A 25,150-nucleotide genomic window follows, 5' to 3' on the forward strand; every position below is an offset into this window, starting at 1 on the left:
TGCTGGACCTGCTGGCAGGAGATGCGGAGCTGCCTGAAGACCGGGTGGATGGAGAGTGCCTGAAGGGCGACCTGCGAGCGCTGCTGGAGCAACTGCCGGAGCTGCAGGGGCGGGTGCTGAAGATGCGCTACGGCATCCCCTGCGCCGACAACCCTGAGGGTGGCGAGCCGATGAGTCTCACCGGTATCGGCCGCATCCTTGGGATTAGCCGCGATCGGGTGCGCAACCTGGAGCGTGACGGACTGGCCGGCCTGCGCCGCATCAGCGATGCCGTAGAGGCCTACGTAGCGGGTTGACCCTGGGTTGCTGCGATCAAGCAGTAGGCCAGCGACATGGCACCAGGGTCCGGGTGTCCCAGGCTGCGACTGCCATGGGGGCGTGCTCGCCCCAGTTTTGGCAGCATTTCTGCTGTGGCTTTTGCCGCGAGTAGGCAGGTTTCCGCGGCGATGTGCAGGGCTTGATCAAGGGGCACTCCGGCTTGCAGCTCCGAGTGCAGCTTTTGGCAGTAGGGCTGGAGGGCATCCACCATGGTTTTGTCGCCGGGAGCCGCCTTGCCGAGGCCGACCACGGCCTGCAGGGCGGCGTCGAAAGCTGCTGCAATCTCTGTAGTTCCAAGTTCACTGGCTTGAGCTATCGAGTTGCCGGCAGCCAGCAGGGCTCCCCCCCAGAGGGCTCCAGAGGTGCCCCCGCCGTGGTCAGACCAGGCTTCTCCTGCTTCCATCAGCACCTCCCCGGTGCTGCAGCCCCGGGTGCAGGCGTGGATGGCGCTCTGCCGGGCGCCCCGAATGCCCCTCAGCATTCCGAGGCCATGGTCACCATCGCCGGCGACGGCATCGAGAGCCCCGAGCTCCTCAACCCGCTGCTCCAAGGCCTTTTCCACAGCCTCGAAGCGGCCCAGTAGGGCGTTTTGGGCCTGGGGGAGTGGGGTAAGGGCGCCGCGGCGGTAGGCAGCGCTGTCGGCGGGGGCGCTCCAGAAGCCTTCCAGCTCCGCATCCAACCAGCAGAGGCTGAGGGACACCCCGGCCATATCCAGGCTGGTGACCAGCTCGCCGCACTCACAGTCGGCCAGTACCACCCCCCTGGCCAGGAGCTCCTGGTTCACGGCCCCGAAGAGCACAAACAGCTCCTCGTATTTGAAGCTGCCCAGCCCGTTCAGCAGCACCACCAGCCGTTGCTGGTCCTCGGGCACATCCGCCGGCCGTTCCGTCAGCAGCCGTTCCACGAGTAGGGCCGCCAGGCTGTTGGGATCGGTGAGGGGCCCTTCCGACAGGCCCGGTTCGCCGTGCAGCCCCATGCCAATGGCCATGCGGCCGCTGGGCACTTCAAATAACGGCTGGCTGGCTCCCGGCAGGGTGCAGCCACTGAAGGCCACCCCCAGGCTGCGGGTGCGCCCATTGGCTTTGCGGGCCAGCCGCTCCACCTCGTCGAGGGGCAGTCCGGCTTCGGCGGCGGCACCTGCCACCTTGTACACAACCAAGCCACCGGCAATGCCACGCCGCAGTTCCGGTTGGTCGATGGGGGCGCTGGCGATGTCGTCAGTGACCGTCACGATGCGCACGTCGATTCCCTGGCGGCGCAGCCTTTCGGCTCCGAGCGTGAAGTGCAACACGTCTCCTGCATAGTTGCCGAAGCTCAGCAGCAGGCCCGCTCCCCGTTCCACGGCCGATCCCACCCGCAGCACCTGACCTGCCGAGGGCGAGGCAAAAATGTTGCCGCAAACGGCGCCGGCGGCCAGGCCCCGGCCCACCAGACCGGCAAAGGCTGGATAGTGGCCGGAGCCGCCGCCCACGACGACACCCACCTGGCCTGCGGGGATCGGTGCTAAGCGGATCACGCCGCCATCGGTGCGCTGAACGTGGCGGGGATGGGCAGCTACAAAGCCGTCGATGGCTTTGCTGGCGAAGTCGGAGGCGTCTGTCGGCAGGTAGCTCATGGCTCCAACTTATTCAGGCTCAATTGGGCAAGCTATAAAAGTTCACCGGGCGCTGTCTACGCTGCCGCCGAAGTCGCTCGTGCGTAGTGATGGATGCCCCCAGCGAGTTGCCGATCCAGGTGATCGGCGTGGGGGTGGTGCGCAACGGCGCCGGTGAGGTGCTGATCGATCAGCGGCTCAATGAGGGTTTGCTGGGGGGGTTGTGGGAATTCCCCGGCGGCAAGCAGGAGCCGGGTGAGCTGATCGATGAAACGATCCGCCGTGAGTTGGAGGAGGAGTTGGCGATTGAGGTGGAGGTGGGCGAGGAGCTGATCGTGGTGGAGCACGCCTACAGCCATAAGAAGTTGTGCTTTGTGGTGCATCTCTGCACCTGGTTGAGCGGCGAGCCCCAGCCGCTGGCCTCCCAGCAGGTGCGCTGGGTGCGGCCTGAGCAGCTGGGCGAATATCCCTTCCCGGCGGCCAACGCCCAGATCATTGCTGCGCTGCTGGGGGCGGGCACTTCATTCGCGGCAGCTAGCTAAGCCAAGACTTAGCTAGCCAAATAAAACAGCAAGCTGCCCCGGCCGGTCGTTCAGCTCGGCGAACGCACCTCGATCAGGCGTCCAGCTTCTGGGTTGAAGGGGTCGCTCAAGCTGAGCTGGATTTGCCAGCAGCCGGCCGGTGCGCTGCTGAGTCGCTCGGGCCACTCCACTGCCAGCAGGGCGCCTAGGGCTCGGGCTTCCTCCTCCTCCTGGGCAAATAGTTCGTCGGCGGCGGCGGGCAGCTCCAGCCGGTAGAGATCGAGGTGCACCAGCCCGCCGCCCTTCGGCAGCGGGTAGTGCTGGGCGAGGGCGAAGGTGGGGCTGGTGATTGGTTCTTCAATGCCGAGGCCGGCGGCCAGGCCCTGTACCAGGCAGGTTTTGCCGGCCCCCAGGTCACCTGCCAGCAACAGGATGCTGCCAGCGGGTAGACGCAGCGCCAGTTGCCGCCCGAAGGCCTGGGTGGTGGCGGCATCACTCAGGGCTTGCATCACGAGAGTTGAGGTGCTCCTTGTAGATTGCATTTTCAGCGAGCCCGAAGCCTCGGCGTCTCCGCAGATATTTCAAAACCACGCCCTCCCAGCCGGGAGCGAGCAGTACCCCAAACAAAACCCATGGTGGCTTCACCCGCCTCAACGGCTTCCGCGCCCGTGCTGCAAAGCACTAATACCTACGTGATTGCCGATCTCGGTCTGGCCGATTTTGGCCGCAAGGAGATTGCAATTGCCGAAACAGAGATGCCTGGCCTGATGGCCCTGCGCTCCAGGTTTGGCGCTGAGCAGCCCCTCAAGGGCGCCCGCATTGCAGGTTCCCTGCATATGACGATTCAGACTGCGGTTCTGATTGAAACTTTGGTGGCTCTCGGCGCCGAAGTGCGCTGGGCCAGCTGCAACATCTTCTCAACCCAGGATCACGCTGCCGCCGCGATTGCAGCGGCCAATGTGCCGGTGTTTGCCTACAAGGGCGAAACCCTTGATGAGTATTGGGCCTTCACCCACCGCATCCTTGAGTGGGGCGATGGTGGCACACCTAACATGATCCTCGACGACGGTGGCGATGCCACTGGACTCGTGGTATTGGGTACGAAGGCTGAGAGCGATCCTTCAGTTCTAGATAACCCCTCCAACGAAGAGGAAACCGCCCTCTTCAACAGCATTCGCCAAAAGCTGGCCGCCCAGCCTGGCTTCTACTCCCGCATATACGCCGAAATTCAGGGCGTTACCGAGGAAACCACCACCGGTGTGGCCCGCCTCTATCAAATGCAGAAGAGTGGCGAGCTGCCCTTCCCGGCGATCAACGTCAACGATTCGGTCACCAAGAGCAAGTTTGACAACCTTTATGGTTGCCGCGAATCCCTGGTTGACAGCATCAAGCGCGCCACTGATGTGATGGTGGCCGGCAAGGTTGCCCTGGTGCTTGGCTACGGCGATGTGGGTAAGGGCTCAGCTCAGTCGCTGCGCGGTCTTGGCGCCACCGTGATGATCGCCGAAGTTGATCCCATCTGCGCCCTGCAGGCCGCGATGGAGGGCTATCGCGTCGTGCGTCTTGACGACGTGGTGGGCGACGTGGACATCTTCGTGACTGCCACTGGCAACTTTAAGGTGATCCGCCACGAGCACCTGATTCAGATGAAGGATCAGGCGATCGTCTGCAACATCGGTCACTTCGATAATGAGATTGATGTGGCATCCCTCAAGCAGTACACCTGGGACAACATCAAGCCTCAGGTTGATCACATTGTGCTGCCCAGCGGCAACAAAATCATCCTGCTGGCTGAAGGCCGTTTGGTGAATTTGGGTTGCGCTACCGGCCATCCCAGTTTTGTGATGAGCGCCTCCTTCACCAACCAGGTGCTGGCTCAAATTGAGCTGTTCACCAAGGGCGACCAGTACGCCAAGCAGGTGTATGTGCTGCCTAAGCACCTCGATGAGATGGTGGCCCGCTTCCATCTCGACAAGATCGGCGCCAAGCTCACTGAGCTCTCTCAGGAGCAGGCTGATTACATCAACGTGCCGGTAGCCGGGCCCTACAAGCTCGATCACTACCGCTACTGAGAAGAGCCCGATGGGGATTGGCGAACTGGTGCAACAGCTGCCTCAGCTGATTGGTGCGGCAGTGGAGGCCAATCCCTGGCTTGGCTATGGAGCGATCTTTGCGGCGATGTTCCTTGAGAATCTCTTCCCGCCGATCCCCTCCGAATTGATCATGCCCCTCGGGGGCTTTTATGTGCAGCAGGGCCAATTGGCCCTGCTGCCAGTAGTAGTGGCGGGGCTGCTCGGCACGGTGCTGGGGGCTTTGCCTTGGTATGGCATCGGTCGTCTGATCAACGAGCAGCGCCTGGAGCAATGGCTGGCTCGCCACGGCCGCTGGATTGGCATCAGCCCTATGGAGCTGCATCGCAGCCGCGATTGGTTTGCCAAATACGGCACCGCTTTGGTTTTTTGGGGCCGGCTGGTGCCTGGCATCCGCACCTTGATTTCGGTGCCCGCGGGCATCGAGATGATGCCCATAGCGCCTTTCCTGCTTTGGACCACAGCCGGCAGCCTTATCTGGACCCTGCTTCTCACCTTGGCGGGCCTGGCACTGGGTGAGGGCTACGCAAATGTGGAGCACTGGATAGAGCCGGTGGCCAAGGCTGTGAAGCTCGTGCTGGTGCTGGCCTTGGCCGCCGGCGCCGTCTGGCTGGGGCTGCGCATCTGGAAGAAGCGCCGCGATTCCCACTGATCCAGACCCGGCTTAGAAGGGCACTTCCTCCTCGCTTGGAGAGCCACCACCGAAGCCTGCCCCCATGCCACCGCCACCTTCAGCGTCGCGCTTGGAGCCGAGCAATTCCAGCCGGTCTACCCGGATCACGGGCTTGGTGCGCTCCTCACCGCTGGCCCGGTCGGTCCAGCGGTCAAGCTTGAAGCTGCCGATGATGCCCACCAGGGCCCCTTTGCGGACATAGTCGGCGGCTACCTGGGCTTGTTTGCCCCAGATTTCGAGGTTGAACCAGTCGGGCTCGTCGTCACGGCTGCGGCGGTTGACGGCGAGGGTGAGGTTGGCGACCACACTGCCTGATTCGAAATAGCGGACTTCGGGGTCGCGGCCGGCCCGGCCGACAAGGGTGATGGAATTCACGCCCATGGTTGATGTCTCCTGTTGCTGATGGATCAATGATGCGGCACCCGGTTCGGCTGCCACCTTTCATCAGTTCCACCGTTAGAGCCGTCTGTAACACCCTCGTATGATTCGGCCCTTGCAGGCCGGGCGTCCGTGTTTTTCCGTCGTTTCCAGTTTTCGCGCGATATCGGCATTGATCTGGGCACCGCCAACACCCTCATCTTCGTGTCGGGCAAAGGCATCGTGCTCCAGGAGCCCTCTGTGGTGGCCATGGATCTGGAGCGGGGCGTGCCCCTGGCCGTGGGCGATGAGGCCAAGATGATGCTGGGCCGTACCCCCGGCAACATTCGCGCCGTGCGGCCCCTGCGTGACGGCGTGATCGCCGACTTCGACGCCGCTGAGCAGATGATCAAAACCTTCATTCGCAAGGCCAATGAAGGCCGCGGCATCGTGGCGCCCCGGTTGGTGATCGGCATCCCCAGTGGAGTTACAGGTGTGGAGCGCCGTGCTGTGCGGGAAGCCGGCCTGGCTGGCGCCCGTGAGGTGCACCTAATCGATGAGCCGGTGGCGGCCGCCATCGGCGCCGGTCTGCCCGTCACCGAGGCGGTTGGCACCATGATTGTTGATATCGGAGGCGGCACCACTGAAGTGGCGGTGCTCAGCCTGGGTGGCACCGTGCTGAGCGAGTCGGTGCGGGTGGCTGGCGACGAACTCAGTGAAGCCATCGGCGTCTATCTCAAGAAGGTGCACAACCTGGTAGTAGGCGAGCGCACCGCTGAGGATATCAAGATCCGCATCGGCTCCGCCTTCCCTGACGATGCCCACGACAACACCTCCATGGATGTGCGCGGCCTGCACCTGCTCTCCGGTCTGCCCCGCACAATCAACATTCGCGCTGGCGATATTCGCGAGGCCATGGCCGAACCCCTCAACGTGATCGTGGAAGCCGTTAAGCGCACATTGGAGCGCACGCCGCCTGAGCTAGCCGCCGATATCGTCGATCGCGGCATCATGCTTGCCGGTGGTGGTGCCCAGGTGCGCGGCATTACCGACCTGATCAGCCACGAGACCGGCATCCTTACCCATGTGGCAGAAGAACCGCTGCTCTGCGTGGTGAACGGCTGCGGCATGGTGCTTGAGGACTACAAGCGGCTGCAGCGCGTGCTCGACACCCCTGACTTCGTGCGTCAGCACGCCTGATCCCGATGCAGGCCGGCCGCAGGCTTCGCCTTCCCGCCCTGGGCCCTGTCGTTCAGGCCTGGCCCTGGGCCTTGCTGGTGCTGGCCCTGCTGGCAGTGCGGCTCAGTAAAGGAGTGGGTTTTACCGATGCTTACGCCCTGTTGAGCCGGCCTTTCTGGCCCGGTAGTGCCCAGGGTGAGTGGGTGCGTAGCGGCCAGGCTCTCAACGATCAAACCCGCTTGCGCCAGCTGGATGCCGACAACCGGCGGCTGCGCAGCTTGCTGCAGCTGCAGGGTCAGGGGGGCCGCGAATTGGCGGCAGCGGTGATCTCGCGCCAGACAGGGGGCTGGTGGCAGCAGCTCGTGATTGGCCGCGGCGAGTTGCAGGGCCTACGGCCCGGCATGGCGGTGACGGCGCCGGGGGGGCTGATTGGCAGGATTGCCGGCGTTACTCCCACTACTGCCAGCGTCACCCTGCTCACCGATCCCGGCAGCCGGGTTGGCGTCTGGGTGGGACGGGTTCGGCGCCATGGTTTGCTCACGGGCATTGGCACCAGCCGCCCCTTGCTGCGCTTTCTGGAGAAGGATCCAGGCGTGCGCCCGGGGGATGTGGTCGTCACCTCGCCCGCCAGCACCCTGGTGCCTCCCAACCTCACGGTGGGTGTGATCGAGTCGGTCGACGACCGGGCCGTACCGGCGACCGAGGCCGTGGTGCAGCTGAGTTCTCCGCTTGAGGCGGTCGACTGGGTGCAGGTGCGGCTGCCATGAGTCGGCTGGCCCGCCACGGTTGGTGTGTGGCTACGGCTTTAGTAGTGCCCTGGCTGGTGCTTGCTGCGCCCGGGCCCCTGAAGCTGGCGGGCATTCCCCCGGCTTGGTCCGTGCTTTGGCTGCTGCCCTGGGCCCTGGCCGATGGACCCCTCTCCGGCGCCCTGGCTGGGGCCGGGCTGGGACTGCTGCTTGATGCTTTGCACCCCGGGTCTATTACGCAGATTCCTGCCCTGGCCCTGCTGGGCTGGTGGTGGGGTCGGCTGGGCCGCCAGGGGCCGCCGATCGAGCGCAGCTTCAGTCTTGGCCTGCTGGCCCTGTTGGGTGCGGCCCTGCTTGGCGGCAGCCTGATTTTGCAGAGCCGGTTGCTGGGCCCCTGGCCCCTTGAGCCCGCATTGCACACCTGGCTGGCCCAAACCCTGCTCACGGCCCTGCTGGCACCGCTGCTTTGCTCCCTGCAGCTGCTGCTCTGGCGCCAGCAGATCCAGGGCGGGCGAGGCTGAGTAGATGGCATTGATCCAGACCCGGCGGCGTTTCCTTGAGCTTCTTGGCGGCGGCTCCGCTGCTGCCCTGCTGGCAGCGGGCCTGGGCAGTTGTGGCAGGACTGGTCCGGGGACTGATTCCGCGGCGGCCCAGGTGCTGAATTTCTGGACCCTGGACCTGGCCCCCAAGTTCAACGACTATTTGCGGGAGCTGATCGCAGCCTGGGAGGGCCAGAACCCCGGGCTGCAGGTGCGCTGGACCGACGTGCCTTGGAGCTCGGTAGAGCGCAAGTTGCTGGCGGCTGTGTTTGCCCGCACCGCCCCGGACCTGGTGAATCTCAACCCCCCTTTCGCGGCAAACCTGGCCAGCAAGGGGGGGCTGCTTGATCTAAGTGATGTGCTGCCGGCGGGGGCTGCTGATGCCTATTTGCCAGCGATCTGGGAGGCAGGCCGCCAGGGGCAGGGGGGCCAGCAATTTGCCATTCCTTGGTATTTGACCGCGCGGATAACCATGGCCAACCGCCGGCTGCTTGAGCGGGCCGGCTACAGCGCCCCACCGGCTTCCTGGGACCAGGTGCCGGCCTTTGCCGAGGCCGTGCGCCGCCGCACGGGCCGCTACGCCTTGTTTGTCACAGTGGTGCCCGACGACTCCGCCGAGCTGCTCGAGACCCTGGTGCAGATGGGGGTGAAGTTGCTAGATGGGGAGCAACGGGCGGCCTTCAATAGCCCCGCGGGGCGGCGGGCCTTTGCCTTCTGGAGTGACCTCTACCGCCGCGGCCTTTTGCCACGGGAGGTGGTGAGCCAGGGCTACCGCAGAGCCATCGAGCTCTACCAATCGGGCGACCTGGCCCAGGTGGCCACGGGCCCCGACTTCCTGCGCAACCTGCAGACCAATGCTCCTGGCGTTGCAGCGGTTACGGCGCCCTTTGCGCCGCTCACGGGTGCCAGCGCTGAGGCCAACGTGGCGGTGATGAATCTGGTGGTGCCCAAGCAGAGCGTCCTGGCGGCCGAGGCGGCCCGCTTCGCCCTATTTCTCACCAATGGCCCCAACCAGCTGGCCTTCGCCGAGCAGGCGCGGGTGCTGCCCTCCAACCGCCAAGCCCTGCAGCAGCTGGAGGCAAGCCTGGCGACTCCTCCTGCCCCTGTTTCTGGGGCTGGGGCGCAGGAGGCTCTGGTGCAGGGGGCCCGGTTGCTGTCGGCCCAGGCTCTTCGCCAGGCCAGGGTGCTGGTGCCGGCGAGCCCGGGGGTGAAACGACTGCAGGCGATTGTGTATACCCAGCTGCAGCGCGCCATGCTCGGCCAGGTGGCCAGTGATGCGGCCTTGACTGCTGCGGCTGACGAGTGGAACCGCTACTCCCGGGCCCGTTGGGGGTGACCCAAGGGAGCATCGAGCGTTATGGTTGCGATTCTTCATCCCGGCGCACCGCCCATGCCTTCGGAGGACAGGCCCATTTCAGACGCCTTCTCCGATTCCCTGGGGCCTGCCCCGGTCGAGCCCAAAGCCACCGTGATGGTGGTAGACGACGAAGCCGCCGTGCGCCGGGTGCTGGTGATGCGCTTGCAGCTGGCTGGCTACAGGGTGATCTGCGCTGAAGACGGCGAGGAAGCCCTCAGCCTGTTTCACCAAGAGCAGCCCGATCTCGTCGTGCTCGATGTGATGCTGCCCAAGCTGGACGGCTTTGCGGTTTGCCGCCGGCTACGGGCTGAATCCTGCGTTCCCATCATTTTCCTTTCGGCCCTTGATGCGATCGCCGAGCGGGTGTCGGGCCTAGACCTCGGGGCTGACGACTATCTGCCCAAGCCCTTCAGCCCCAAGGAGCTCGAAGCCCGGATCGCCACAATTTTGCGACGGGTTGGCCGCGGTTCAGCTTCTGCCGAGCCTCGCGAGGTGCCCAGCGGCAGCGGTCTGCTGCGGGTGGGTGATCTGGTGGTGGACACCAACCGCCGCCAGGTGACCCGCGATAGCGAGCGCATCGGGCTTACCTATACCGAATTCAGCCTGCTTGAGCTGCTGTTCCGAGAACCGGGTCGGGTCGTGCCCCGGGCCGAAATCCTTGAGCAGCTTTGGGGCTATCCCCCCCGCCGCGCCGCCGACTTGCGGGTGGTGGACGTGTACGTAGCTCGCCTGCGCGGCAAACTCGAGCCCGACCCCCGCAATCCGGAGCTGATCCTCACGGTGCGCGGCACTGGCTACGCCTCCCAGCGGATGGCTGAAGCAAGCCTGGCTGCTAACGGCTAGCGCTCCTGCAGGATGGGCCGATTCAGCCCCCTGTCTGCCTTGTCGGATCTGCGCGAGACCCGTCTGGAGAAAGCCGCCGCCCTAGCCGCCCTCGGCCAGGGTCCCTACGCCCTGCGCTTTGAGCCCAGCCACCGCACGGCTGCTTTGCAGCAGGACCATGCCGACCTAGCCAACGGAGAGGAGCGGCAACTGGAAGTGGCCGTGGCAGGCCGGGTGATGACTCGCCGCGTGATGGGCAAGCTCGCCTTCTTCACCCTGGCTGATGAAACCGGTCCGATTCAGCTGTTTATTGAGAAGGCCACCCTCGAGGCGTCCATGCCGGAGGATCCCGAGGCTTTCGCCCACCTCACCTCCTTGGTGGATGCCGGCGACCTGATCGGCGTGCAGGGCAGCCTGCGCCGCACCGATCGCGGTGAGCTTTCGGTGAAGGTGAAGGGCTGGACCATGCTCTGCAAGAGCCTCCAGCCCCTGCCCGATAAGTGGCACGGCCTGGCGGATGTGGAGAAGCGCTACCGCCAGCGCTACTTGGATCTGATCGTGTCGCCCCACACCCGCGAAACCTTCCGGCGCCGGGCCGTGGCGGTGAGCTCCATGCGTCGTTGGCTCGATGAGCGCGACTTTTTGGAGATCGAAACGCCGGTGCTGCAGAGCGTGCCCGGTGGTGCTGATGCCCGCCCGTTTGAGACGCACCACAACGCCCTCGATCTACCCCTCACCCTGCGCATCGCCACCGAGCTACACCTCAAGCGGCTGGTAGTGGGCGGCTTTGAGCGGGTCTACGAGCTGGGGCGCATCTTTCGCAACGAGGGGATCAGTACCCGCCACAACCCCGAGTTCACCTCGGTGGAGATCTACCAGGCTTATGCCGACTACACCGACATGATGGCGCTCACTGAGCAGCTGATTGCCCACGTGTGCCAACAGGTGTGCGGTAGCACCCAGATCAGCTATCAGGGCACCGACATCGACCTGGCGCCCCCTTGGCGGCGGGCCACCATGCACGAGTTGGTGCAAGCCGCCACTGGCCTTGATTTCAATTCTTTTGATAGCCGAGAGGCAGCGGCTGCAGCCATGGGAGCCCAGGGGCTGGAGGTGCCAGCCCTGGCCGATTCCGTCGGCCGGTTGTTGGTGGAGGCCTTCGAGCAGCGGGTCGAGGCTGAGCTGATCCAGCCCACTTTCGTGGTCGATTACCCGGTGGAGAACTCACCCCTGGCCCGGGCCCATCGCAGTAAGCCCGGCATGGTGGAGCGGTTTGAGCTGTTCATCGTGGGCCGTGAAACCGCCAACGCCTTCAGCGAGTTGATTGATCCGGTGGACCAGCGCCAGCGGCTTGAGGCCCAGCAGGAGCGCCGTGCTGCCGGCGACGACGAGGCCCAAGGCGTTGACGAGGACTTCATCCAAGCACTGGAGGTGGGTATGCCCCCCACCGGCGGCCTGGGAATTGGCATTGATCGACTGGTGATGCTGCTCACCGACAGCCCCTCGATCCGTGATGTGATCGCCTTCCCCCTCTTACGTCCGGAGGCCCGTCAGGAGGTTGGGCCTGGCGCAATGGGATAATCCCTCTAGTAGGCAATCTCCCCCATCCGGGGTCAGCGATTCCATGAGTGGCGAGCGCGTTGGTTTTCGCTTCAAACACGCGGATGCTGTGGTGAAGCGCAACCCCCAGGGTCGCTCGCGCCGGGGCTGGGTGATGGAGCCGGTGGAGCAGACCACCAGCCGTGGCACCAAGATGCCCGCCTACCGAATTCGTTGGCGGGACAGTGAACGTCCCGAGATCGTGCTGCAGCACATGCTGATCGCCGATCCCGACCCCACTCCGCCACCCGATGGTGTCAGCCTGGTGCCCCCGGCGCCCAAGGCTTGAACGCCAAAAGGCTTGAAGGTCAACAGGCTGGACCACAAGCCAGCTCGATCAACTCCAGCCCCGTAGCCGATAGATCGCCAGCCCCAAGTGCTCCTTCAGGGCCAAGGTGCTCAGGTAGAGAGCTTCGGCATCGGGCAACAAACTCTTGAGCGTGTTGCCCAAGGTGGGTTTGCCGTAGTGGGCACGATCCGGCAGCTGGTAGTCGCAGGCGACCGGCACCACCGTCAGGCCGCTGCGCTGTTGGAAGGTGGCCAGTGAGCGGGGCATGTGAAAGGCACTGGTGACCAGCAGAACCCGGCTCCAGCCCCGCCGCTGGCCCAAGGCACCGATATCGCGAGCCTCCTCGGCGGTGGTGCGGGAGCCGGGGTTGATCAGGATCCGATCGGCTGGCAGCCCTAGCTCCTGGGCCAGATCCCTGGCCCAGAGCGCTTCAGGTGGGGCGGGATCATGGCCCGTGAAGCTCACCCGTCCGCCGCTGGTCACCAGCAGGGGAGCCAGGCCCCTGCGCACCAGTTGCAGGCCGCGCAGCAGCCGGTCGCCCCCTTCCGCCACTTCGACACCCTGGCGGGGTGGCAGGGCCGGCCGCAAGCCGCCGCCCAGCACCACCACAGCGTCGGCACGGGGCAGCTGCTGCGGGGTGAGCGCCGCCGCCCGATCCTCCAGGCCCCAGATCAGCTGGCGGCTGCTGAGCGGCATGGCACACAGCCAGATCAGTCCCACCCCCGTTCCACTCAGCCAGAGGCTGGCCTGACGTCGCCGGCGACTGCCTTGCTCACTGCTTTTGGCCGCCGCAGCCAGGCCCAGGAGTTGCAGCAGCAGCCCTAGACCCAGCGGGTAGAGCAGCAACGGCAGCAGTTTGGACAACAGAAAACCCATGGCGGCAGGTGGTTGGGCTGGGCGTAAGCGGCTGTGATTGTGGGCTCTCCAGGATTCTGTACAGCCTGTACGGAATACAGCAGGGCTTGGGCTTGGGACACGTCGACCGGCGGAGCTCTGCCTTTGTTTTCAGCCCTGACGCCGGCGCAGCTGCTCTAGAGCCTGTTCGGCCTCGAAGCTGGCCCAGTCCTGCTCCAGGGTGGAGGCCTTTGGCGGGCGGGGACGGCTCTCCAGTTCGCGCAGATCGCGCTCCACGGCCGCGAAGCTCACCCCCAGTTCCCCGAGGCGTTGCCAGCGCAGCCGGCCCTGTTCCATCAGGCCCAGTTGGTGGGCTTCAGCTCGCTCGGCCAGGGCTGTGGCGCCGGCGGCGCGGGCCTTGGCAAGCCGTTCCTGCCAGCAGCGGATTTCAGCGGCCAATTGCAGCAGGGCCTGGCGCTCCTGTTCCGCCTGCCTTTGCAACTGGCGCCGCTGCCCCACCAGCCGGGCCTGGCGATCCCGCGCTTCCTGCTCGCCAAGCAGGGCTTCCTGGCTGGGGTTGGCGGCGAGAAAGGCCGCAAGTTGCTGATCCAGCTGCGCCTCCAGCTCGTCGAGCCAGCTCACGGGGCGGGCTGCCCGGCCGGCGTGGTGATCAACGGCGCCTCGATCTCTTGCTGGAGCGGTGTGATCGCCGCTTCGCGGGAGCGCAGCAGCAGCTGGGTGAGTCGGGCGATTGCCCCCTCGCCTAGGTCCTGGCTGCCGATGCGATCAAAGGCGCCCCGATACAGCTCCTCCAGTTCGGCGATCAGACCCTCGCGCACCTGGCGCATGGTGGCCCGTTGCTCTTCGCGACCCATGGTTCTCCTGCCTGATGTCAGGAGTCTGCCGTCACCAGCAGGTGCAGCGAAAGGTCGTCGACTGGATCGCTCCAACGGCCAGCGCCCCGCCAGCCGGCGCGGGCGGCGAGGGCGAGGAAGGCCACCGGGTCGTACTTGACGCTGTACTCAGTGATCAGCGGCTCGCCCACCGCAAAGCTCCAGGCCTCCCCCGCCAGCTGCACGGTTTGCGCTTCGCGGCTCACCAGGGCCATGGCGATGCGGCTGTGCTCGGGTTGCCACCGGGCGGAGTAGGCGAAGGCGTCGGGGTTGAAGCTGCCCGCCAGGTCGCGGTTGAGCCGTATCAGCAGGTTGCGGGCAAAGGCCGCCGACACGCCGGCGGCATCGTTGTAGGCGGCCTCCAACCGTGCCACGGCTTTGGGCTGGTCGATGCCGATCAGCAGCCTGGCGCCAGGGCCCAGCAGTTGGCCCAGCTGCTGCAGCAGCGCCTGCGCTTCCTCGGGGCTGAAGTTGCCGATTGAGCTGCCGGGATAGAAACCCAGGCGCCGCCGGCCGCTGAGTAAAGGGTGCTCGGGCAGCTGCCGCAGGGCGCTGTAGTCGCAGCAGATGCCGAGCACGGGCACTGCCGGGTGGCGCGCCTGCAGGGCCACGCAGCTCTGCTGAAGATGATCGGCGCTGATGTCAAGGGCTACATAGGCCGGTGGCTGCAGCGCCTCGAGCAGGGGCCCCACCTTGCGGGCATTGCCGGCGCCAAACTCCACCAGCACCCCTTCCCCCAGGGCCGCCGCCAGCTCAGTCGCCCGCGCTTCCAGGAGGGCCGTTTCGGTGCGGGTGAGCCCGTATTCGGGCTGCTCGCAGATCGCCTCAAACAGCCGTGAGCCTTCGGCGTCGTATAGCAGCCAAGCCGGCAGCTGACGCGGTTGCTGGGCCATGCCCTCGCGCACCAGCCGCCGCATGTCGGCCGGTTCGGGGTGGAGGTCGATCAGTTGCATGTCAGCCGCCATCGCGGGCTAGGCGTAGACCAGCGGCTACCCAGCGGCTCGCCGGTGGGTAGAAGTTGCGGTAGGTGAGCCGTTCGTGGCCAGGCGGGGTGAGGAAGCAGCTGCCGCGCAGCACCATCTGGGAACTCATGAACTTGCCGTTGTATTCCCCCACCGCCCCGGCCGCTGGCGCGAAGCCCGGATAGGGCCGGTAGGGGCTGGCGCTCCACTGCCAGAGCACCCCGAAGGCCTGGTCAAGTTGGGGTGCCAGCAGCTCCCATTCGGCTTCGCCCGGCAGCCGGGCACCCGCCCAGCGGGCGTAGGCATCGGCTTCAAACCAGCTCAGGTGCCGCACCGGCAACTCGGGGCGCCGCGGCTGACGCCCCGCCAGTGAAAACTCCTCGTCGCCGTCGCGCCAGTAGCGCGGTCCCCGCCAGACCCGGGCCTGCACCACCGCCCAGCCCTCGCTCATCCACAGCTCCGGTCTCTTGTAGCCGCCATCGGCAATGAAGGCTGCAAATTCGCCGTTGCTCACCAAACGGGAGCTAAGCGCAAAGGGTTCGAGCCATTGGCGGTGCTTGGGCGCCTCGTTGTCGAAATGAAAGCTGCCACCTGGATGGCCGATCTCCACCAGCCCCCCCTCGTGCTGCAGCCAGGTGGGCTCTTGGGCAACGCTCGCCTGATAAGCAGCCTCCGGCTCTGGGCCATATGCCGGCTCGAGCGGGTTGCGGCTGAAGCCATCCAGCAGGTCCATCAGCAGCAGCTCCTGGTGCTGATGCTCGTGCTGCAGCCCCAGTTCCACCAGCTCCAGCCGGGGATCGCCCGGCTCCAGCTGCTCCAGCAGGCTGAGCAGGGCCCCATCTAGCCGCTGCCGCCAGGCCAGCACCTCGGCCAGGGCCGGCCGGCTGAGCAGGCCCCGCTGGGGCCGGGGGTGGCGGGCTCCTACTGAGTCGTAATAGCTGTTGAAAAGAAAGCCCCAGGCCTCTGGCGACACGGGGCTGCGCAGCACAAACTGCTCAAAAAACCAGGTGGTGTGGCCCAGGTGCCACTTGGGCGGGCTGGCATCGGCCATGCCCTGCAGGCAGACGTCTTCGGGCTGCAGGGGAGCCACAAGCTCGAGGCTGCGTTGGCGCACCTGCGCATAGCGCGCCTTCAGCTCTTGCCCCATGCCGCTGCCGCCAATCTGGGGCTAATTCAGGTCCGACCTTAGGGACCTTGCCTACGATCCCGCCACGCATTGCACGCGGATATGGCCGGCATCACTTCAGGGTTCGTGGGCGCCGTTGGCAACACGCCCCTGATCCGGCTCAATGCCCTGAGCGAGCAAACGGGCTGCGAGATCCTCGGCAAGGCCGAGTTCATGAATCCTGGGGGGTCGGTGAAGGATCGCGCCGCCCTAGGCATCCTGCTGGAGGCGGAGGAGCAGGGGCTGCTGCAGCCTGGAGGCACGGTGGTGGAAGGCACCGCTGGCAACACCGGCATTGGCCTCACCCACCTCTGCAACGCCCGCGGCTACCGGGCCCTGATCGTGATTCCCGACACCCAGTCGGCTGAGAAGATCGGTCTGCTGCGCAGCCTCGGCGCCGAGGTGCGCACGGTGCCGGCGGTGCCTTACCGCGACCCCAGCAACTACGTGCGGCTTTCGGGCCGTATTGCCGCCGAAACGCCCGGGGCCGTGTGGGCCAACCAGTTCGACAACCTGGCTAACCGCCGCGCCCATTTCAACTCCACCGGTCCGGAGATCTGGCAGCAAACCGATGGGGCGGTGGATGCCTGGGTGGCGGCCACTGGCACCGGCGGCACCTATGCCGGGGTTGCCCTGTACTTGAAGCAGCAGAACCCAGCCGTGCGCTGCGTGCTGGCCGACCCCCACGGCAGTGCCCTACACAGCTGGGCCAGCCGGGGTGAGCTGGTCAGTGAGGGAAGTTCGATTACCGAGGGGATTGGCAACAGCCGCGTTACCGCCAACCTGGAGGGTGCTCCCATCGATGATGCCGTGCGCATCGACGACCAGACCGCGCTCGAGACGATCTATCAGCTGCTGTGGCAGGAGGGCCTCTTTTTGGGCGGCTCGGTGGGCATCAATGTGGCCGCGGCGGTGGAAACGGCCCGGCGGCTTGGTCCTGGTCACACGATCGTGACCGTGTTGTGCGATAGCGGCGATCGCTACCGATCTCGGCTCTATGAAGCCGATTGGCTGGCGGGCAAGGGGTTACACCAACCCCTGCGGCCCTCGCTGGAGGTGGGCTGATGGCGGTGCAGGTGGGTCAGTTGATCGGCGAGCGCTACCGGCTCGAGCAACGCCTCAGCTCCGCCCCGCCGGCAGAGGCTCCCCAGGGGGAACTCTGGCGCGCTAGCGATCAGCTAGCCGCCGAGGCGCCGATGGCCTTGCGGCTGCTGGGCCCAGCTATCGACCCGGCTCGGGCGCGCCAGCTCTGGGGCCAGCTGCAGGGGCTGCTCCATCCCCAGGTGCCCCGGCTCGGGGCGGCCATCCAGGCCCAGGAGGGTTTGTGGCTGGTGCGCGAATGGCAGGCCGGCCGTACCTACCAACTGCTGCTGCAGGCCCGTGCCGAGCGCCAGTTGGTCTTCGGTGCCGGCGAGGTGCTGTTGCTGCTGCGCCAGCTGCTGCCGGTGCTGGCCGTGTTGCACAGCCAGGAGCTGGTGCACGGCGACCTCAGCCCCGCCAACCTGTTGCGCCGCGACACCGACGGGCTGCCGGTGTTGCTTGATTTCGGCCTGGTGGCAGGCACGGCCGTCGCCACCCCGGGCTACGCCCCACCCGAGCGGGTTCGAGTCGCAGACCCCGAGCCCTCCCCGCCGGAGCCCTGGATGGACCTGCACGCCCTTGGGGTGGTGGCCCTGGTGCTGCTCAGCGGCGAGGAGCCCGCCCGGCTACTGGATTCGGTCACCATGGACTGGCGCTGGCCGGCGGCCCTCACGGCTGAACCGGCCTTGCAGGCCCAAATCAAGCGCCTGCTGGAGCGCCAGCCCGGCGAGCGCTTCGCTTCCGCCTCCCAGGCCCTGGCCGCCTTTCAGGCCATACCTATGCCAGAGAGCACCGGTCCGGTGCCCCGCGCCGATCGCACCGTCGCCCTGGTGCCCCCACCACCTCCCGCACCTGCACCTGCACCTCCAGCACCTGCACCAGCACCCGCAGCACCTGAAGCTCCTGCTGAACCCGCACTGGAGCCGCCCCAGCCGCCTTCGCCCTCGTTGCGTAGCCGCTTGGAGGAGCGCGAGGAGGTCGCTGAAGGCGGCGTCTGGCCGGTGGTGATTGCCCTGGTGCTGTCGGCGGTCGTGGGCACTGCCCTGGGCTGGTGGTGGCTGAGCCGCGGTCGCTTGACCATGCCCATTCCCGATGCGGCCCTGCAGTTGCCCAACAGCCTGCCGCCGGCGGAGGTGGATCAGCGCCAGCAGCTGCTTAACCGGCTGAGGGCTATGCAGGTGGATCGGGGCTGGTTCTTGAAGTTGGTGGATGCCAGCCTGCTGGCCCAGTTTCCAGAGCGGGGCGGCCGCCTGCCCAGCGATTCCCTCGACGACTCCCCTCTGCGCAAGGTTTGGAATGAGCTTGCAGAGGAGTGGCTGGCTCGGGTGGAGCAGCTACCCCTCGAGATTCGGCGCCGCTTGGGTTCCTACACAAACGGTGACTGGGAGAGGCGTCAGCAGGCCCTGGTTAGCCAGGGACTCAGCTCGGCGGTGTTGCGCCAGCTGGTGTCGGGCAGTGCCCAGAGCCTGCTGCCGGGCCGCCCCGGCGCTGACATCCCTGCCGAGCCATTTCGCCAGCTGTGGTTTGCCGCGGCGGAGCAGGGCCTGGCCAACGTGCAGATCGAGGCGATTCAGGCCCAAGCCCAGGCAACCCAGGTGATTTCAGCCCAGGTGGAGGCTGGTGGTGCCCGGCTGTTCCCGGTGCGGTTGCCGCCGGGCTATCGCCTGGTGCTGGGCGTGAACGGCTCGCCCTTGATGCAGATGAGTGTGTTTGGTGCCGATGGCGAGCTGCTGGAAGCCAAGGGGCCCCTGCGGGTGGTCAGTTTGGGGGTGCAGAAGAACTCCCCAGTGCAGTTGCTGGTGACCAACGAGGGCGTGGCGCCAGCTCTGATCACCCTGTCGTTGCGGGCCGATCCGCCCCCTGTCGAGACGCCGCCGGTGGCCGTCCCCGAACCCTCACCGCCGGCGCCGGCGGCCCAGCCAGAGCCTCCCCAGGCTCCGGCAGTGCCCGAACAGCCCGCCGCCCCGCCACCACCCGTGCCACCGCCAGTGAATTGACTCCAGCCGGAGGCATATGGGCGGGTAGGTCGAGCGCTCCGGCCCCCCAATTTCAGAGCCGGGCGATTGCGGCCTTGGCGTCCTTGATGTCCTGCTTGCGCCGCTCTTCGTGACGCTTGTCGTGCAGCTTGCGGCCCTTGGCCAGACCGATTGTCAACTTGATCCAGGAGCCCTTGAGATGCAGGTTCAGGGGGATCAGGGTGAGGCCTTTTTGATCTAGGCCAATCCGCAATTTGTCAATTTCGCGGCGGTGGGCCAGCAATTTGCGCACCCGCAACGGCTCGTGGTTAAAAAATGCGCTGGCATGGCTGTGGGGCGAAATGTGCACGTTGTGCAGCTGCAGTTCTCCCTTGCGAATCAGGCAGAAGCCATCGCGCAGGTTTGATTGCCCGGCCCGGATCGACTTCACCTCGGTGCCAAATAGCTCCAGGCCACACTCCAGGGTTTCCAGAATTTCGTATTGATGCCGGGCAAAGCGGTTGTCGGCCAGCAGCTTGTTGGCGGCATCGCGCTGGGCCTTAGCGCTCTTCTTGCCCCCGCCCTTGGCCATCGCTGCTCCGCAACCGTCCCCTTGATCTCCCGACCCTAGGGAGCCCCCGGTACCCTCGCTGCATGGCCATCGTCTCCTCGGGATCTTCGGCGCCCCGCGGCCGCCCCAGCCGCGACGAGCCACCAGCGCGCCTTGTGGACCCCGCTCCCGTGCTCGAGGAGGTCCCCGCCGCAGCCAGTGGCCTGCATCGGGAGGACAGTCTCCGTCCCAAGCGCCTTGCCGATTACATCGGCCAGAGCGAGCTCAAGCAGGTGCTGGCCATCGCGGTGGAGGCCACCCGCGCCCGCCAAGAGGCCCTCGACCACGTGCTGCTCTACGGCCCACCGGGCCTGGGCAAAACCACCATGGCTTTGGTGCTGGCTGAGGAGTTGGGCGTGCGCTGCCGCATCACCAGCGCCCCGGCTCTAGAGCGCCCTCGCGACATCGTTGGCCTGCTGGTCAACCTGCAGCCCCATGAGCTGCTGTTCATCGACGAGATTCATCGGCTCAACCGGGTGGCTGAGGAAATTCTTTATCCAGCGATGGAGGATTACCGCCTCGATCTCACCGTGGGTAAGGGCACGACGGCCCGCACCCGCAGCCTGGATCTGCCCCCTTTCACGCTTGTTGGCGCCACCACCCGGGCGGGATCGCTGAGTTCACCGCTGCGGGATCGCTTCGGCCTGATTCAGCGGCTTGAGTTTTACGGACTCGATGAGCTTCAGCAAATTGTGGAGCGGGCGGCTGGCCTGCTCCAGATCAAGCTGGAGGGTGGGGCCGCCTTGGAAGTTGCCCGCCGCTGTCGGGGCACCCCCCGCATTGCCAATCGCCTGCTGCGTCGGGTGCGCGATGTGGCATCGGTGCGGGGCCATGGCCGCATCGGCGCGCCCCTGGTTGCGGAGGCCCTCAGCCTGCATCGCGTTGACGACCGCGGCCTCGATGCCAGTGACCGGCGTTTGCTCACCTTGATGCTCGAGGGCTACGGCGGCGGCCCCGTGGGCCTCGATACCCTGGCTGCCGGGCTCGGGGAAGATTCCTCCACCCTCGAAGCGGTGGTGGAGCCCTACCTGTTGCAGCTGGGTTTTCTGCAGCGCACCCCCCGGGGCCGGCTGGTTACTCCGGCGGGCCGCAACCACCTGGGCTGGCCGGCTAATGCGGCCGCATGACCAGCAGCCAACAATGATTCCTACGTTATTTTCCTTGCTGCTGGGGCTGCAACTGCTGCTGCCCCAGCTGTTTGATCAGGCCCTCAGCGCCAGCCGGCAGGGGCGCTTTGATGAGGCTCTACCCCTCTGGAACCAGGTGCTGGAGCTGGCCCCGGACGATGCGGCGGCCTGGAGCAATCGGGGCAATGTGCAGCTCGCCCTGGGCGATCCCCGCGCCGCCATCGCTGACCAGACCAAGGCGATGCAGCTCGACGGCGAGAGCCCCGATCCCCACCTCAATCGCGGCACAGCCGAGGAGGCTTTGGGCCAGTGGGCTGCCGCCGAAGCCGACTACCGCTGGATCTTGGAGCGCGCTCCGAGCGACGAGGGTGAACCGCGCGCCTCAGCCCTTTACAACCTCGGCAACGTGCAGGGCTCCCTGGGCGACTGGCAGGAAGCGCGCCGTTGCTTTGAAGCCGCTTCCCTTGCTAGGCCAGGCTTTGCCATGGCCCGCTCCAGCTCCGCCCTGGCGGCCTTCCAGTTGGGCGACCGAGCCGAGGCCGAGCGGGAGCTGCGCAACCTGATCCGCCGCTATCCCCTGTTTGCCGATGCTCGAGCTGGTCTCACGGCGCTGCTCTGGCAGAAGGGGGCTCGCGGTGAGGCTGAAAGCAACTGGGCCGCGGCCTCTGGCCTCGATCCCCGCTACCGGCAGCGAGAATGGTTGCTTGCGACGCGGCGTTGGCCCCCCGAGCCGGTGCAAGCCCTGGCGCAATTCCTCGCTTTGGCCCCTTGAACGATGGCCCTCGAATGACGGCAACACCCTGCAGCTTGAGTTGGCAGGCCTTGGGGATTGAGCAGACCCTGGCCGCGGTGCTGCCGGAGCTGATCCAGTTGCGGCGTCATATCCATCGCCATCCCGAGCTCAGTGGCCATGAGCAGCAGACAGCTGCCCTGGTGGCAGGTGAGCTGCGGCGCTGGGGTTGGCAGGTGCGCGAGGGTGTCGGCCGCACCGGCGTGCTGGCGGAGTTGGGGCCAGAGCAGGGGCTTGATGGCTTGCCCGCGCCCCTAGTGGCCCTGCGGGTGGATATGGACGCCCTGCCGGTGGAGGAGCGCACCGGCCTCGACTACGCCTCCACCCAGCAGGGCCTGATGCACGCCTGCGGCCACGACCTGCACACCGCCGTGGGGCTGGGGGTGGCTTACCTGCTGGCGGAGCTTGCCGAGCGCCACCCCGAGCTGCTCACGGCCCGGGTGCGGCTGTTGTTTCAGCCCGCTGAGGAAACGGCCCAGGGGGCGGCCTGGATGAAGGCCGATGGCGCTATGGACGGCGTGGCAGCCCTGTTTGGTGTGCACGTGTTTCCCAGCCTGGCGGCGGGCACGATCGGCGTGCGCAGCGGCAGTCTTACGGCGGCGGCCGGTGAGCTGGAGGTGGAGGTGCTGGGCGAGGGCGGCCACGGCGCCCGGCCCCACCAGAGCACCGACGCCATTTGGATTGCGGCGCGGGTGGTGAGTGGTTTGCAGGAGGCGATCAGCCGCCGCCTTGATGCCCTGCATCCGGTGGTGGTGAGTTTCGGGCGGATCGAGGGCGGTAAGGCCTTCAACGTGATCGCCGACCATGTCCGCCTGCTCGGCACGGTGCGCTGTCTCGACACCGAAGTGCACGCCCAGCTGCCAGGCTGGATCGAAGACACGGTGCAGGCCCTCTGCCGCGGCCATGGCGGTGAGGCCCGAGTGCGCTATCGGCTGATTTCACCGCCTGTGCACAACGACCCTGCCCTAACCGAGCTGGTGGCGGAAGCTGGGGTGGAGTTGCTCGGTCGCCCGCAGGTGCAGTGGCTCGAGCAGCCGTCTTTGGGAGCAGAGGATTTCGCCGAACTGCTCGATGGCACCCGCGGCACCATGTTTCGCTTGGGGGTGGCGGGGCCTCAGGGCTGCATGCCTTTGCACAGCAACAGCTTCGCTCCGGACGAAGCGGCCCTGCCGGTGGGCATTGGCGTGCTCACCTTGAGCCTGTTGCGCTGGATGGAGCGGCGCCCGTGAGGCAAAGGCCCTGGCTGCGGGGGTTGCTGGCCCTCTCCTCGCCCCTTTTGATCCTGCTGGCATTGCTTGTGCTGCTGCAGCGCCGCGGCGTCGATCGGATCCCAGCTCTGCCGGCCCTACTGATCGGCACCGGCCTGCTTGTTACCAGTGCCGTGGGGTGGCGGCGGCGACGGCGTGAGCTGCTGGCGGCCCTGCGCCACGATGGGGATGTATGACCAATCCCTCCCCCGATCTTGCGGCCCTGCGAGAGGCCATCCTTTGCGGAGACCCCAGCCGGGCCATGCCCGCCCTAGTGGGTTTGCGGGAGGTGGCGGTGGAGCAGGCCGTGCCCTTACTGCTGCTCGGGCTGGAGCAGAGCATGTTCATGGTGCGCTCGCTCAGCTGCGCCGGCCTTGGGGTGAAGCAAAACGAGGCCGGCTGGCAGGCGCTGGTGGCCGCGATGCAGGGCGATGAGGACGCCAATGTGCGGGCGGAAGCGGCTAACTCCCTGGTGAGCCACAGCCTTGAGCGGGCCTGGCCCCTGCTGCGTGATGGGTTTGCAGCCGATCAGCAGTGGCTGGTGCGCTGCAGCATCCTTTCGGCTCTTGCTGAGCAGCCAGCCATTGATCCGGCCTGGTTGCTGGAGCTGGCGTCGATGGCGATCACAGACGCTGATGGCACGGTGCGGGTGGGCGGCGCCGAAATCCTGGCCCGCTTGGTGCGGGAGCAGGGCGCTGCCGAGGCCCGGGTCCTGTTGCAGCAGCTTCAGGCCGACCCCGACCACCGGGTGGTGGCCGCGGCGCTCAATGGTCTGCAGAGCTAGGTTGGATAGGTCACTAGGGGTGCCCCGCTGCCAGCCTTAATCAGTTGTGCAGCTTCGGGCTGAGATCACACCCTCCGAACCTGATCCGGGTCATGCCGGCGCAGGGAAGTGGAATTGGATTGTGAAACCACTCTCAGGCTGCGCCCCGCCCTATCTGCAGCCTCAAATGCGTAGCGCCTGGATTGAGAAGCGTCGCGGTACCGCGAACTATTCCCAGATGTATTACGCCCGCCAGGGCGTAGTGACTGAAGAGATGGCCTATGTGGCCAAGCGGGAAAACCTGCCCGAATCGTTGGTGATGGAGGAGGTGGCTCGGGGCCGCATGATCATCCCGGCCAACATCAACCACCCCAATTTGGAGCCGATGGCGATCGGCATCGCCAGCCGCTGCAAGGTGAACGCCAACATCGGCGCCTCCCCCAATGCTTCCGATCTCGATGAGGAGGTGGCCAAGCTGCGCCTAGCGGTGAAGTATGGCGCCGACACGGTGATGGATCTTTCCACCGGCGGCGTCAATCTCGATGAGGTGCGCACGGCGATCATCAATGCCTCTCCGGTGCCGATCGGCACGGTGCCCGTATATCAGGCGCTCGAGAGCGTGCACGGCTCCATCGAGAAGCTCGACGCCGACGACTTCCTGCACATCATCGAGAAGCACTGCCAGCAGGGCGTTGACTACCAAACGATTCATGCCGGCCTGCTGATTGAGCACCTGCCGCTAGTGAAGGGTCGCCTCACCGGCATCGTCAGCCGCGGTGGCGGGATCTTGGCCCAGTGGATGCTTTATCACCACAAGCAGAATCCGCTGTTCACCCATTTCGATGACATCATCGAGATTTTCAAGCGCTACGACTGCAGCTTCTCCTTGGGCGATTCGCTGCGGCCGGGTTGCCAGCATGACGCCTCCGACGCCGCCCAGCTGGCGGAGCTGAAAACCCTTGGCCAGCTCACCCGCCGCGCCTGGGAGCACGACATCCAGGTGATGGTGGAGGGTCCGGGCCATGTGCCGATGGATCAGATCGAATTCAACGTTAAAAAGCAGATGGAGGAGTGCAGTGAGGCGCCTTTCTACGTGCTGGGCCCCTTGGTCACCGACATCGCCCCCGGCTACGACCACATCACCAGCGCCATTGGCGCGGCGATGGCTGGTTGGTATGGCACGGCCATGCTCTGCTATGTGACGCCGAAGGAGCACCTGGGCCTGCCTAATGCCGAGGATGTGCGCGAGGGCCTGATTGCTTACAAGATCGCTGCCCACGCCGCCGACATCGCCCGTCACCGCCCCGGCGCCCGCGATCGCGACGACGAACTCAGCCGGGCTCGCTATGCCTTCGATTGGAATAAGCAGTTTGATCTCTCGCTGGATCCTGAGCGGGCTCGTGAGTATCACGACGAAACCCTGCCCGCCGATATCTACAAGCAGGCCGAGTTTTGCTCGATGTGCGGCCCCAAGCACTGCCCAATGCAAACCAAGATCACCGATGAGGATCTTGCTGGGCTGGAGCAGGTGCTGGCGGAGCAGAAAGCAGGGGTCGCCGCAGCCGTCTGAGCCAGGCGGGCTACCTCCGCTAAGGACTGTGACCCTCGCTGGTTGCCCCTGATCGCCCTGACTACGGTTC

27 protein-coding genes, 1 pseudogene and 1 riboswitch are annotated in these 25,150 nt (G+C 66.1%); of the genes and pseudogenes, 19 read left to right on the top strand and 9 right to left on the bottom strand.

Going from position 1 to position 25,150, the window contains the following annotated elements:
- Positions 1-296, top strand: a 296-nt coding sequence (locus KBY85_RS08205) for a sigma factor-like helix-turn-helix DNA-binding protein (protein ID WP_315859975.1), incomplete at its 5' end; no start/stop codon positions are given.
- Here the strand turns inward: KBY85_RS08205 and KBY85_RS08210 are convergent.
- Complete coding sequence (locus KBY85_RS08210) at positions 281-1,933, bottom strand: dihydroxyacetone kinase family protein (RefSeq protein ID WP_254961015.1); 1,653 nt, start codon at positions 1,931-1,933, stop codon at positions 281-283. The genes KBY85_RS08205 and KBY85_RS08210 overlap by 16 nt on opposite strands.
- An 86-nt stretch (positions 1,934-2,019) precedes the next feature.
- Between KBY85_RS08210 and mutT the strand changes: the two are divergent.
- Positions 2,020-2,454 (top strand): annotated as a pseudogene (gene mutT, locus KBY85_RS08215) (8-oxo-dGTP diphosphatase MutT); the annotation flags it as partial.
- 50 nt (positions 2,455-2,504) lie between these two features.
- Here mutT and tsaE read toward each other — a convergent pair.
- Complete coding sequence (gene tsaE, locus KBY85_RS08220) at positions 2,505-2,942, bottom strand: tRNA (adenosine(37)-N6)-threonylcarbamoyltransferase complex ATPase subunit type 1 TsaE (RefSeq protein ID WP_254961016.1); 438 nt, start codon at positions 2,940-2,942, stop codon at positions 2,505-2,507.
- Positions 2,943-3,065: 123 nt separating this feature from the next.
- On the opposite strand from tsaE, the gene ahcY reads away from it, so the two are divergent.
- Together ahcY and KBY85_RS08230 are read left to right on the top strand one after the other, a co-directional pair.
- Positions 3,066-4,505 carry an adenosylhomocysteinase gene (gene ahcY / locus KBY85_RS08225; RefSeq protein ID WP_254961017.1) on the top strand — a complete coding sequence of 480 codons (1,440 nt, stop codon included), beginning with the start codon at positions 3,066-3,068 and terminating at the stop codon, positions 4,503-4,505.
- Positions 4,506-4,515: 10 nt separating this feature from the next.
- Positions 4,516-5,175, top strand: a complete 660-nt coding sequence (locus KBY85_RS08230) for a DedA family protein (RefSeq protein ID WP_254961018.1) — start codon at positions 4,516-4,518, stop codon at positions 5,173-5,175.
- Positions 5,176-5,187: 12 nt separating this feature from the next.
- On the opposite strand, the gene KBY85_RS08235 is transcribed toward KBY85_RS08230, so the two are convergent.
- Positions 5,188-5,577 (bottom strand): single-stranded DNA-binding protein, encoded by a 390-nt coding sequence (locus KBY85_RS08235; protein WP_254961019.1) that lies wholly within the window; start codon positions 5,575-5,577, stop codon positions 5,188-5,190.
- A gap of 129 nt (positions 5,578-5,706) precedes the next feature.
- Here KBY85_RS08235 and KBY85_RS08240 point away from each other — a divergent pair, with 129 nt between their 5' ends.
- Genes KBY85_RS08240 through KBY85_RS08270 form a run of 7 tightly spaced genes read left to right on the top strand, consistent with a single transcriptional unit; the run spans position 5,707 to position 12,084 of the window.
- On the top strand, positions 5,707-6,753 hold the full coding sequence (locus tag KBY85_RS08240) for a rod shape-determining protein (RefSeq protein ID WP_254961020.1): 1,047 nt from the start codon (positions 5,707-5,709) through the stop codon (positions 6,751-6,753).
- 5 nt (positions 6,754-6,758) lie between these two features.
- Complete coding sequence (gene mreC / locus KBY85_RS08245; protein WP_254961021.1) at positions 6,759-7,499, top strand: rod shape-determining protein MreC; 741 nt, start codon at positions 6,759-6,761, stop codon at positions 7,497-7,499.
- Positions 7,496-7,999, top strand: coding sequence for a rod shape-determining protein MreD (locus tag KBY85_RS08250; protein ID WP_106632917.1), 504 nt, complete (start codon positions 7,496-7,498; stop codon positions 7,997-7,999). Before mreC ends, KBY85_RS08250 begins: the two co-directional genes overlap by 4 nt.
- A 4-nt stretch (positions 8,000-8,003) precedes the next feature.
- Positions 8,004-9,353: an ABC transporter substrate-binding protein gene (locus KBY85_RS08255; protein ID WP_254961022.1), complete on the top strand. Its 1,350-nt coding sequence runs from the start codon at positions 8,004-8,006 to the stop codon at positions 9,351-9,353.
- Between the two features lie 54 nt (positions 9,354-9,407).
- A complete protein-coding gene (gene rpaB, locus KBY85_RS08260) occupies positions 9,408-10,217 on the top strand; it encodes a response regulator transcription factor RpaB (protein WP_396121833.1) in 810 nt (269 codons plus the stop codon).
- Positions 10,218-10,256: 39 nt separating this feature from the next.
- On the top strand, positions 10,257-11,777 hold the full coding sequence (lysS, locus tag KBY85_RS08265) for a lysine--tRNA ligase (RefSeq protein ID WP_254961023.1): 1,521 nt from the start codon (positions 10,257-10,259) through the stop codon (positions 11,775-11,777).
- 43 nt (positions 11,778-11,820) lie between these two features.
- On the top strand, positions 11,821-12,084 hold the full coding sequence (locus KBY85_RS08270; RefSeq protein WP_094559041.1) for a hypothetical protein: 264 nt from the start codon (positions 11,821-11,823) through the stop codon (positions 12,082-12,084).
- Between the two features lie 48 nt (positions 12,085-12,132).
- On the opposite strand, the gene KBY85_RS08275 is transcribed toward KBY85_RS08270, so the two are convergent.
- From KBY85_RS08275 to egtB, 5 genes are all read right to left on the bottom strand, one after another.
- Positions 12,133-12,960, bottom strand: a complete 828-nt coding sequence (locus KBY85_RS08275) for a YdcF family protein (RefSeq protein ID WP_254961024.1) — start codon at positions 12,958-12,960, stop codon at positions 12,133-12,135.
- Between the two features lie 129 nt (positions 12,961-13,089).
- Entirely contained in the window at positions 13,090-13,560 is a 471-nt protein-coding gene (locus tag KBY85_RS08280) for a hercynine metabolism protein (protein WP_254961025.1), read from the bottom strand.
- Positions 13,557-13,793, bottom strand: a complete 237-nt coding sequence (locus KBY85_RS08285) for a hercynine metabolism small protein (protein ID WP_254961026.1) — start codon at positions 13,791-13,793, stop codon at positions 13,557-13,559. The genes KBY85_RS08280 and KBY85_RS08285 overlap by 4 nt, the downstream gene beginning before the upstream one ends.
- Positions 13,794-13,810: 17 nt before the next feature.
- Positions 13,811-14,776 (bottom strand): L-histidine N(alpha)-methyltransferase, encoded by a 966-nt coding sequence (egtD, locus tag KBY85_RS08290; RefSeq protein ID WP_254961027.1) that lies wholly within the window; start codon positions 14,774-14,776, stop codon positions 13,811-13,813.
- Positions 14,766-15,920 carry an ergothioneine biosynthesis protein EgtB gene (egtB, locus tag KBY85_RS08295; protein ID WP_254961028.1) on the bottom strand — a complete coding sequence of 385 codons (1,155 nt, stop codon included), beginning with the start codon at positions 15,918-15,920 and terminating at the stop codon, positions 14,766-14,768. Before egtB ends, egtD begins: the two co-directional genes overlap by 11 nt.
- A gap of 81 nt (positions 15,921-16,001) precedes the next feature.
- Here egtB and KBY85_RS08300 point away from each other — a divergent pair, with 81 nt between their 5' ends.
- Both KBY85_RS08300 and KBY85_RS08305 read left to right on the top strand, forming a co-directional pair.
- Complete coding sequence (locus tag KBY85_RS08300; protein ID WP_254961029.1) at positions 16,002-17,003, top strand: cysteine synthase A; 1,002 nt, start codon at positions 16,002-16,004, stop codon at positions 17,001-17,003.
- Positions 17,003-19,015 (top strand): protein kinase domain-containing protein, encoded by a 2,013-nt coding sequence (locus tag KBY85_RS08305; RefSeq protein WP_254961030.1) that lies wholly within the window; start codon positions 17,003-17,005, stop codon positions 19,013-19,015. Before KBY85_RS08300 ends, KBY85_RS08305 begins: the two co-directional genes overlap by 1 nt.
- A gap of 52 nt (positions 19,016-19,067) precedes the next feature.
- On the opposite strand, the gene smpB is transcribed toward KBY85_RS08305, so the two are convergent.
- Complete coding sequence (gene smpB, locus KBY85_RS08310) at positions 19,068-19,565, bottom strand: SsrA-binding protein SmpB (RefSeq protein ID WP_254929619.1); 498 nt, start codon at positions 19,563-19,565, stop codon at positions 19,068-19,070.
- Between the two features lie 62 nt (positions 19,566-19,627).
- Between smpB and ruvB the strand changes: the two genes are divergently transcribed.
- The 6 genes from ruvB to thiC all read left to right on the top strand — a co-directional run bounded on the left by ruvB (position 19,628) and on the right by thiC (position 25,080).
- Positions 19,628-20,710, top strand: a complete 1,083-nt coding sequence (gene ruvB, locus KBY85_RS08315; protein ID WP_254961031.1) for a Holliday junction branch migration DNA helicase RuvB — start codon at positions 19,628-19,630, stop codon at positions 20,708-20,710.
- A 13-nt stretch (positions 20,711-20,723) separates the two neighbouring features.
- On the top strand, positions 20,724-21,482 hold the full coding sequence (locus KBY85_RS08320; RefSeq protein WP_254961032.1) for a tetratricopeptide repeat protein: 759 nt from the start codon (positions 20,724-20,726) through the stop codon (positions 21,480-21,482).
- Positions 21,483-21,496: 14 nt separating this feature from the next.
- Positions 21,497-22,729: an amidohydrolase gene (locus KBY85_RS08325; RefSeq protein ID WP_254961033.1), complete on the top strand. Its 1,233-nt coding sequence runs from the start codon at positions 21,497-21,499 to the stop codon at positions 22,727-22,729.
- Positions 22,726-22,944, top strand: a complete 219-nt coding sequence (locus KBY85_RS08330; protein WP_254961034.1) for a DUF3188 domain-containing protein — start codon at positions 22,726-22,728, stop codon at positions 22,942-22,944. The genes KBY85_RS08325 and KBY85_RS08330 overlap by 4 nt, the downstream gene beginning before the upstream one ends.
- Positions 22,941-23,531, top strand: a complete 591-nt coding sequence (locus KBY85_RS08335) for a HEAT repeat domain-containing protein (RefSeq protein WP_254961035.1) — start codon at positions 22,941-22,943, stop codon at positions 23,529-23,531. The genes KBY85_RS08330 and KBY85_RS08335 overlap by 4 nt, the downstream gene beginning before the upstream one ends.
- Before the next feature lie 5 nt (positions 23,532-23,536).
- Positions 23,537-23,655, top strand: a riboswitch (TPP riboswitch).
- A gap of 42 nt (positions 23,656-23,697) precedes the next feature.
- On the top strand, positions 23,698-25,080 hold the full coding sequence (gene thiC / locus KBY85_RS08340; protein WP_254961036.1) for a phosphomethylpyrimidine synthase ThiC: 1,383 nt from the start codon (positions 23,698-23,700) through the stop codon (positions 25,078-25,080).
- Positions 25,081-25,150 lie beyond the last annotated feature (70 nt).

Origin of the sequence: Cyanobium sp. BA5m-10 (genome assembly GCF_024346255.1) — a bacterium.
Lineage (GTDB): Bacteria > Cyanobacteriota > Cyanobacteriia > PCC-6307 > Cyanobiaceae > Cyanobium_A > Cyanobium_A usitatum.

Excerpts from the sequence above, each read along its gene's own strand:
- KBY85_RS08210 (WP_254961015.1), bottom strand. The coding sequence starts at position 1,933 with ATGAGCTACCTGCCGACAGACGCCTCCGACTTCGCCAGCAAAGCCATC.
- tsaE (WP_254961016.1), bottom strand. The coding sequence starts at position 2,942 with ATGCAAGCCCTGAGTGATGCCGCCACCACCCAGGCCTTCGGGCGGCAA.
- ahcY (WP_254961017.1), top strand. The coding sequence starts at position 3,066 with ATGGTGGCTTCACCCGCCTCAACGGCTTCCGCGCCCGTGCTGCAAAGC.
- KBY85_RS08230 (WP_254961018.1), top strand. The coding sequence starts at position 4,516 with ATGGGGATTGGCGAACTGGTGCAACAGCTGCCTCAGCTGATTGGTGCG.
- KBY85_RS08235 (WP_254961019.1), bottom strand. The coding sequence starts at position 5,577 with ATGGGCGTGAATTCCATCACCCTTGTCGGCCGGGCCGGCCGCGACCCC.
- mreC (WP_254961021.1), top strand. The coding sequence starts at position 6,759 with ATGCAGGCCGGCCGCAGGCTTCGCCTTCCCGCCCTGGGCCCTGTCGTT.
- KBY85_RS08250 (WP_106632917.1), top strand. The coding sequence starts at position 7,496 with ATGAGTCGGCTGGCCCGCCACGGTTGGTGTGTGGCTACGGCTTTAGTA.
- KBY85_RS08255 (WP_254961022.1), top strand. The coding sequence starts at position 8,004 with ATGGCATTGATCCAGACCCGGCGGCGTTTCCTTGAGCTTCTTGGCGGC.
- rpaB (WP_396121833.1), top strand. The coding sequence starts at position 9,408 with ATGCCTTCGGAGGACAGGCCCATTTCAGACGCCTTCTCCGATTCCCTG.
- KBY85_RS08270 (WP_094559041.1), top strand. The coding sequence starts at position 11,821 with ATGAGTGGCGAGCGCGTTGGTTTTCGCTTCAAACACGCGGATGCTGTG.
- KBY85_RS08275 (WP_254961024.1), bottom strand. The coding sequence starts at position 12,960 with ATGGGTTTTCTGTTGTCCAAACTGCTGCCGTTGCTGCTCTACCCGCTG.
- KBY85_RS08285 (WP_254961026.1), bottom strand. The coding sequence starts at position 13,793 with ATGGGTCGCGAAGAGCAACGGGCCACCATGCGCCAGGTGCGCGAGGGT.
- egtD (WP_254961027.1), bottom strand. The coding sequence starts at position 14,776 with ATGGCGGCTGACATGCAACTGATCGACCTCCACCCCGAACCGGCCGAC.
- egtB (WP_254961028.1), bottom strand. The coding sequence starts at position 15,920 with ATGGGGCAAGAGCTGAAGGCGCGCTATGCGCAGGTGCGCCAACGCAGC.
- KBY85_RS08300 (WP_254961029.1), top strand. The coding sequence starts at position 16,002 with ATGGCCGGCATCACTTCAGGGTTCGTGGGCGCCGTTGGCAACACGCCC.
- KBY85_RS08305 (WP_254961030.1), top strand. The coding sequence starts at position 17,003 with ATGGCGGTGCAGGTGGGTCAGTTGATCGGCGAGCGCTACCGGCTCGAG.
- smpB (WP_254929619.1), bottom strand. The coding sequence starts at position 19,565 with ATGGCCAAGGGCGGGGGCAAGAAGAGCGCTAAGGCCCAGCGCGATGCC.
- ruvB (WP_254961031.1), top strand. The coding sequence starts at position 19,628 with ATGGCCATCGTCTCCTCGGGATCTTCGGCGCCCCGCGGCCGCCCCAGC.
- KBY85_RS08320 (WP_254961032.1), top strand. The coding sequence starts at position 20,724 with ATGATTCCTACGTTATTTTCCTTGCTGCTGGGGCTGCAACTGCTGCTG.
- KBY85_RS08325 (WP_254961033.1), top strand. The coding sequence starts at position 21,497 with ATGACGGCAACACCCTGCAGCTTGAGTTGGCAGGCCTTGGGGATTGAG.
- KBY85_RS08335 (WP_254961035.1), top strand. The coding sequence starts at position 22,941 with ATGACCAATCCCTCCCCCGATCTTGCGGCCCTGCGAGAGGCCATCCTT.
- thiC (WP_254961036.1), top strand. The coding sequence starts at position 23,698 with ATGCGTAGCGCCTGGATTGAGAAGCGTCGCGGTACCGCGAACTATTCC.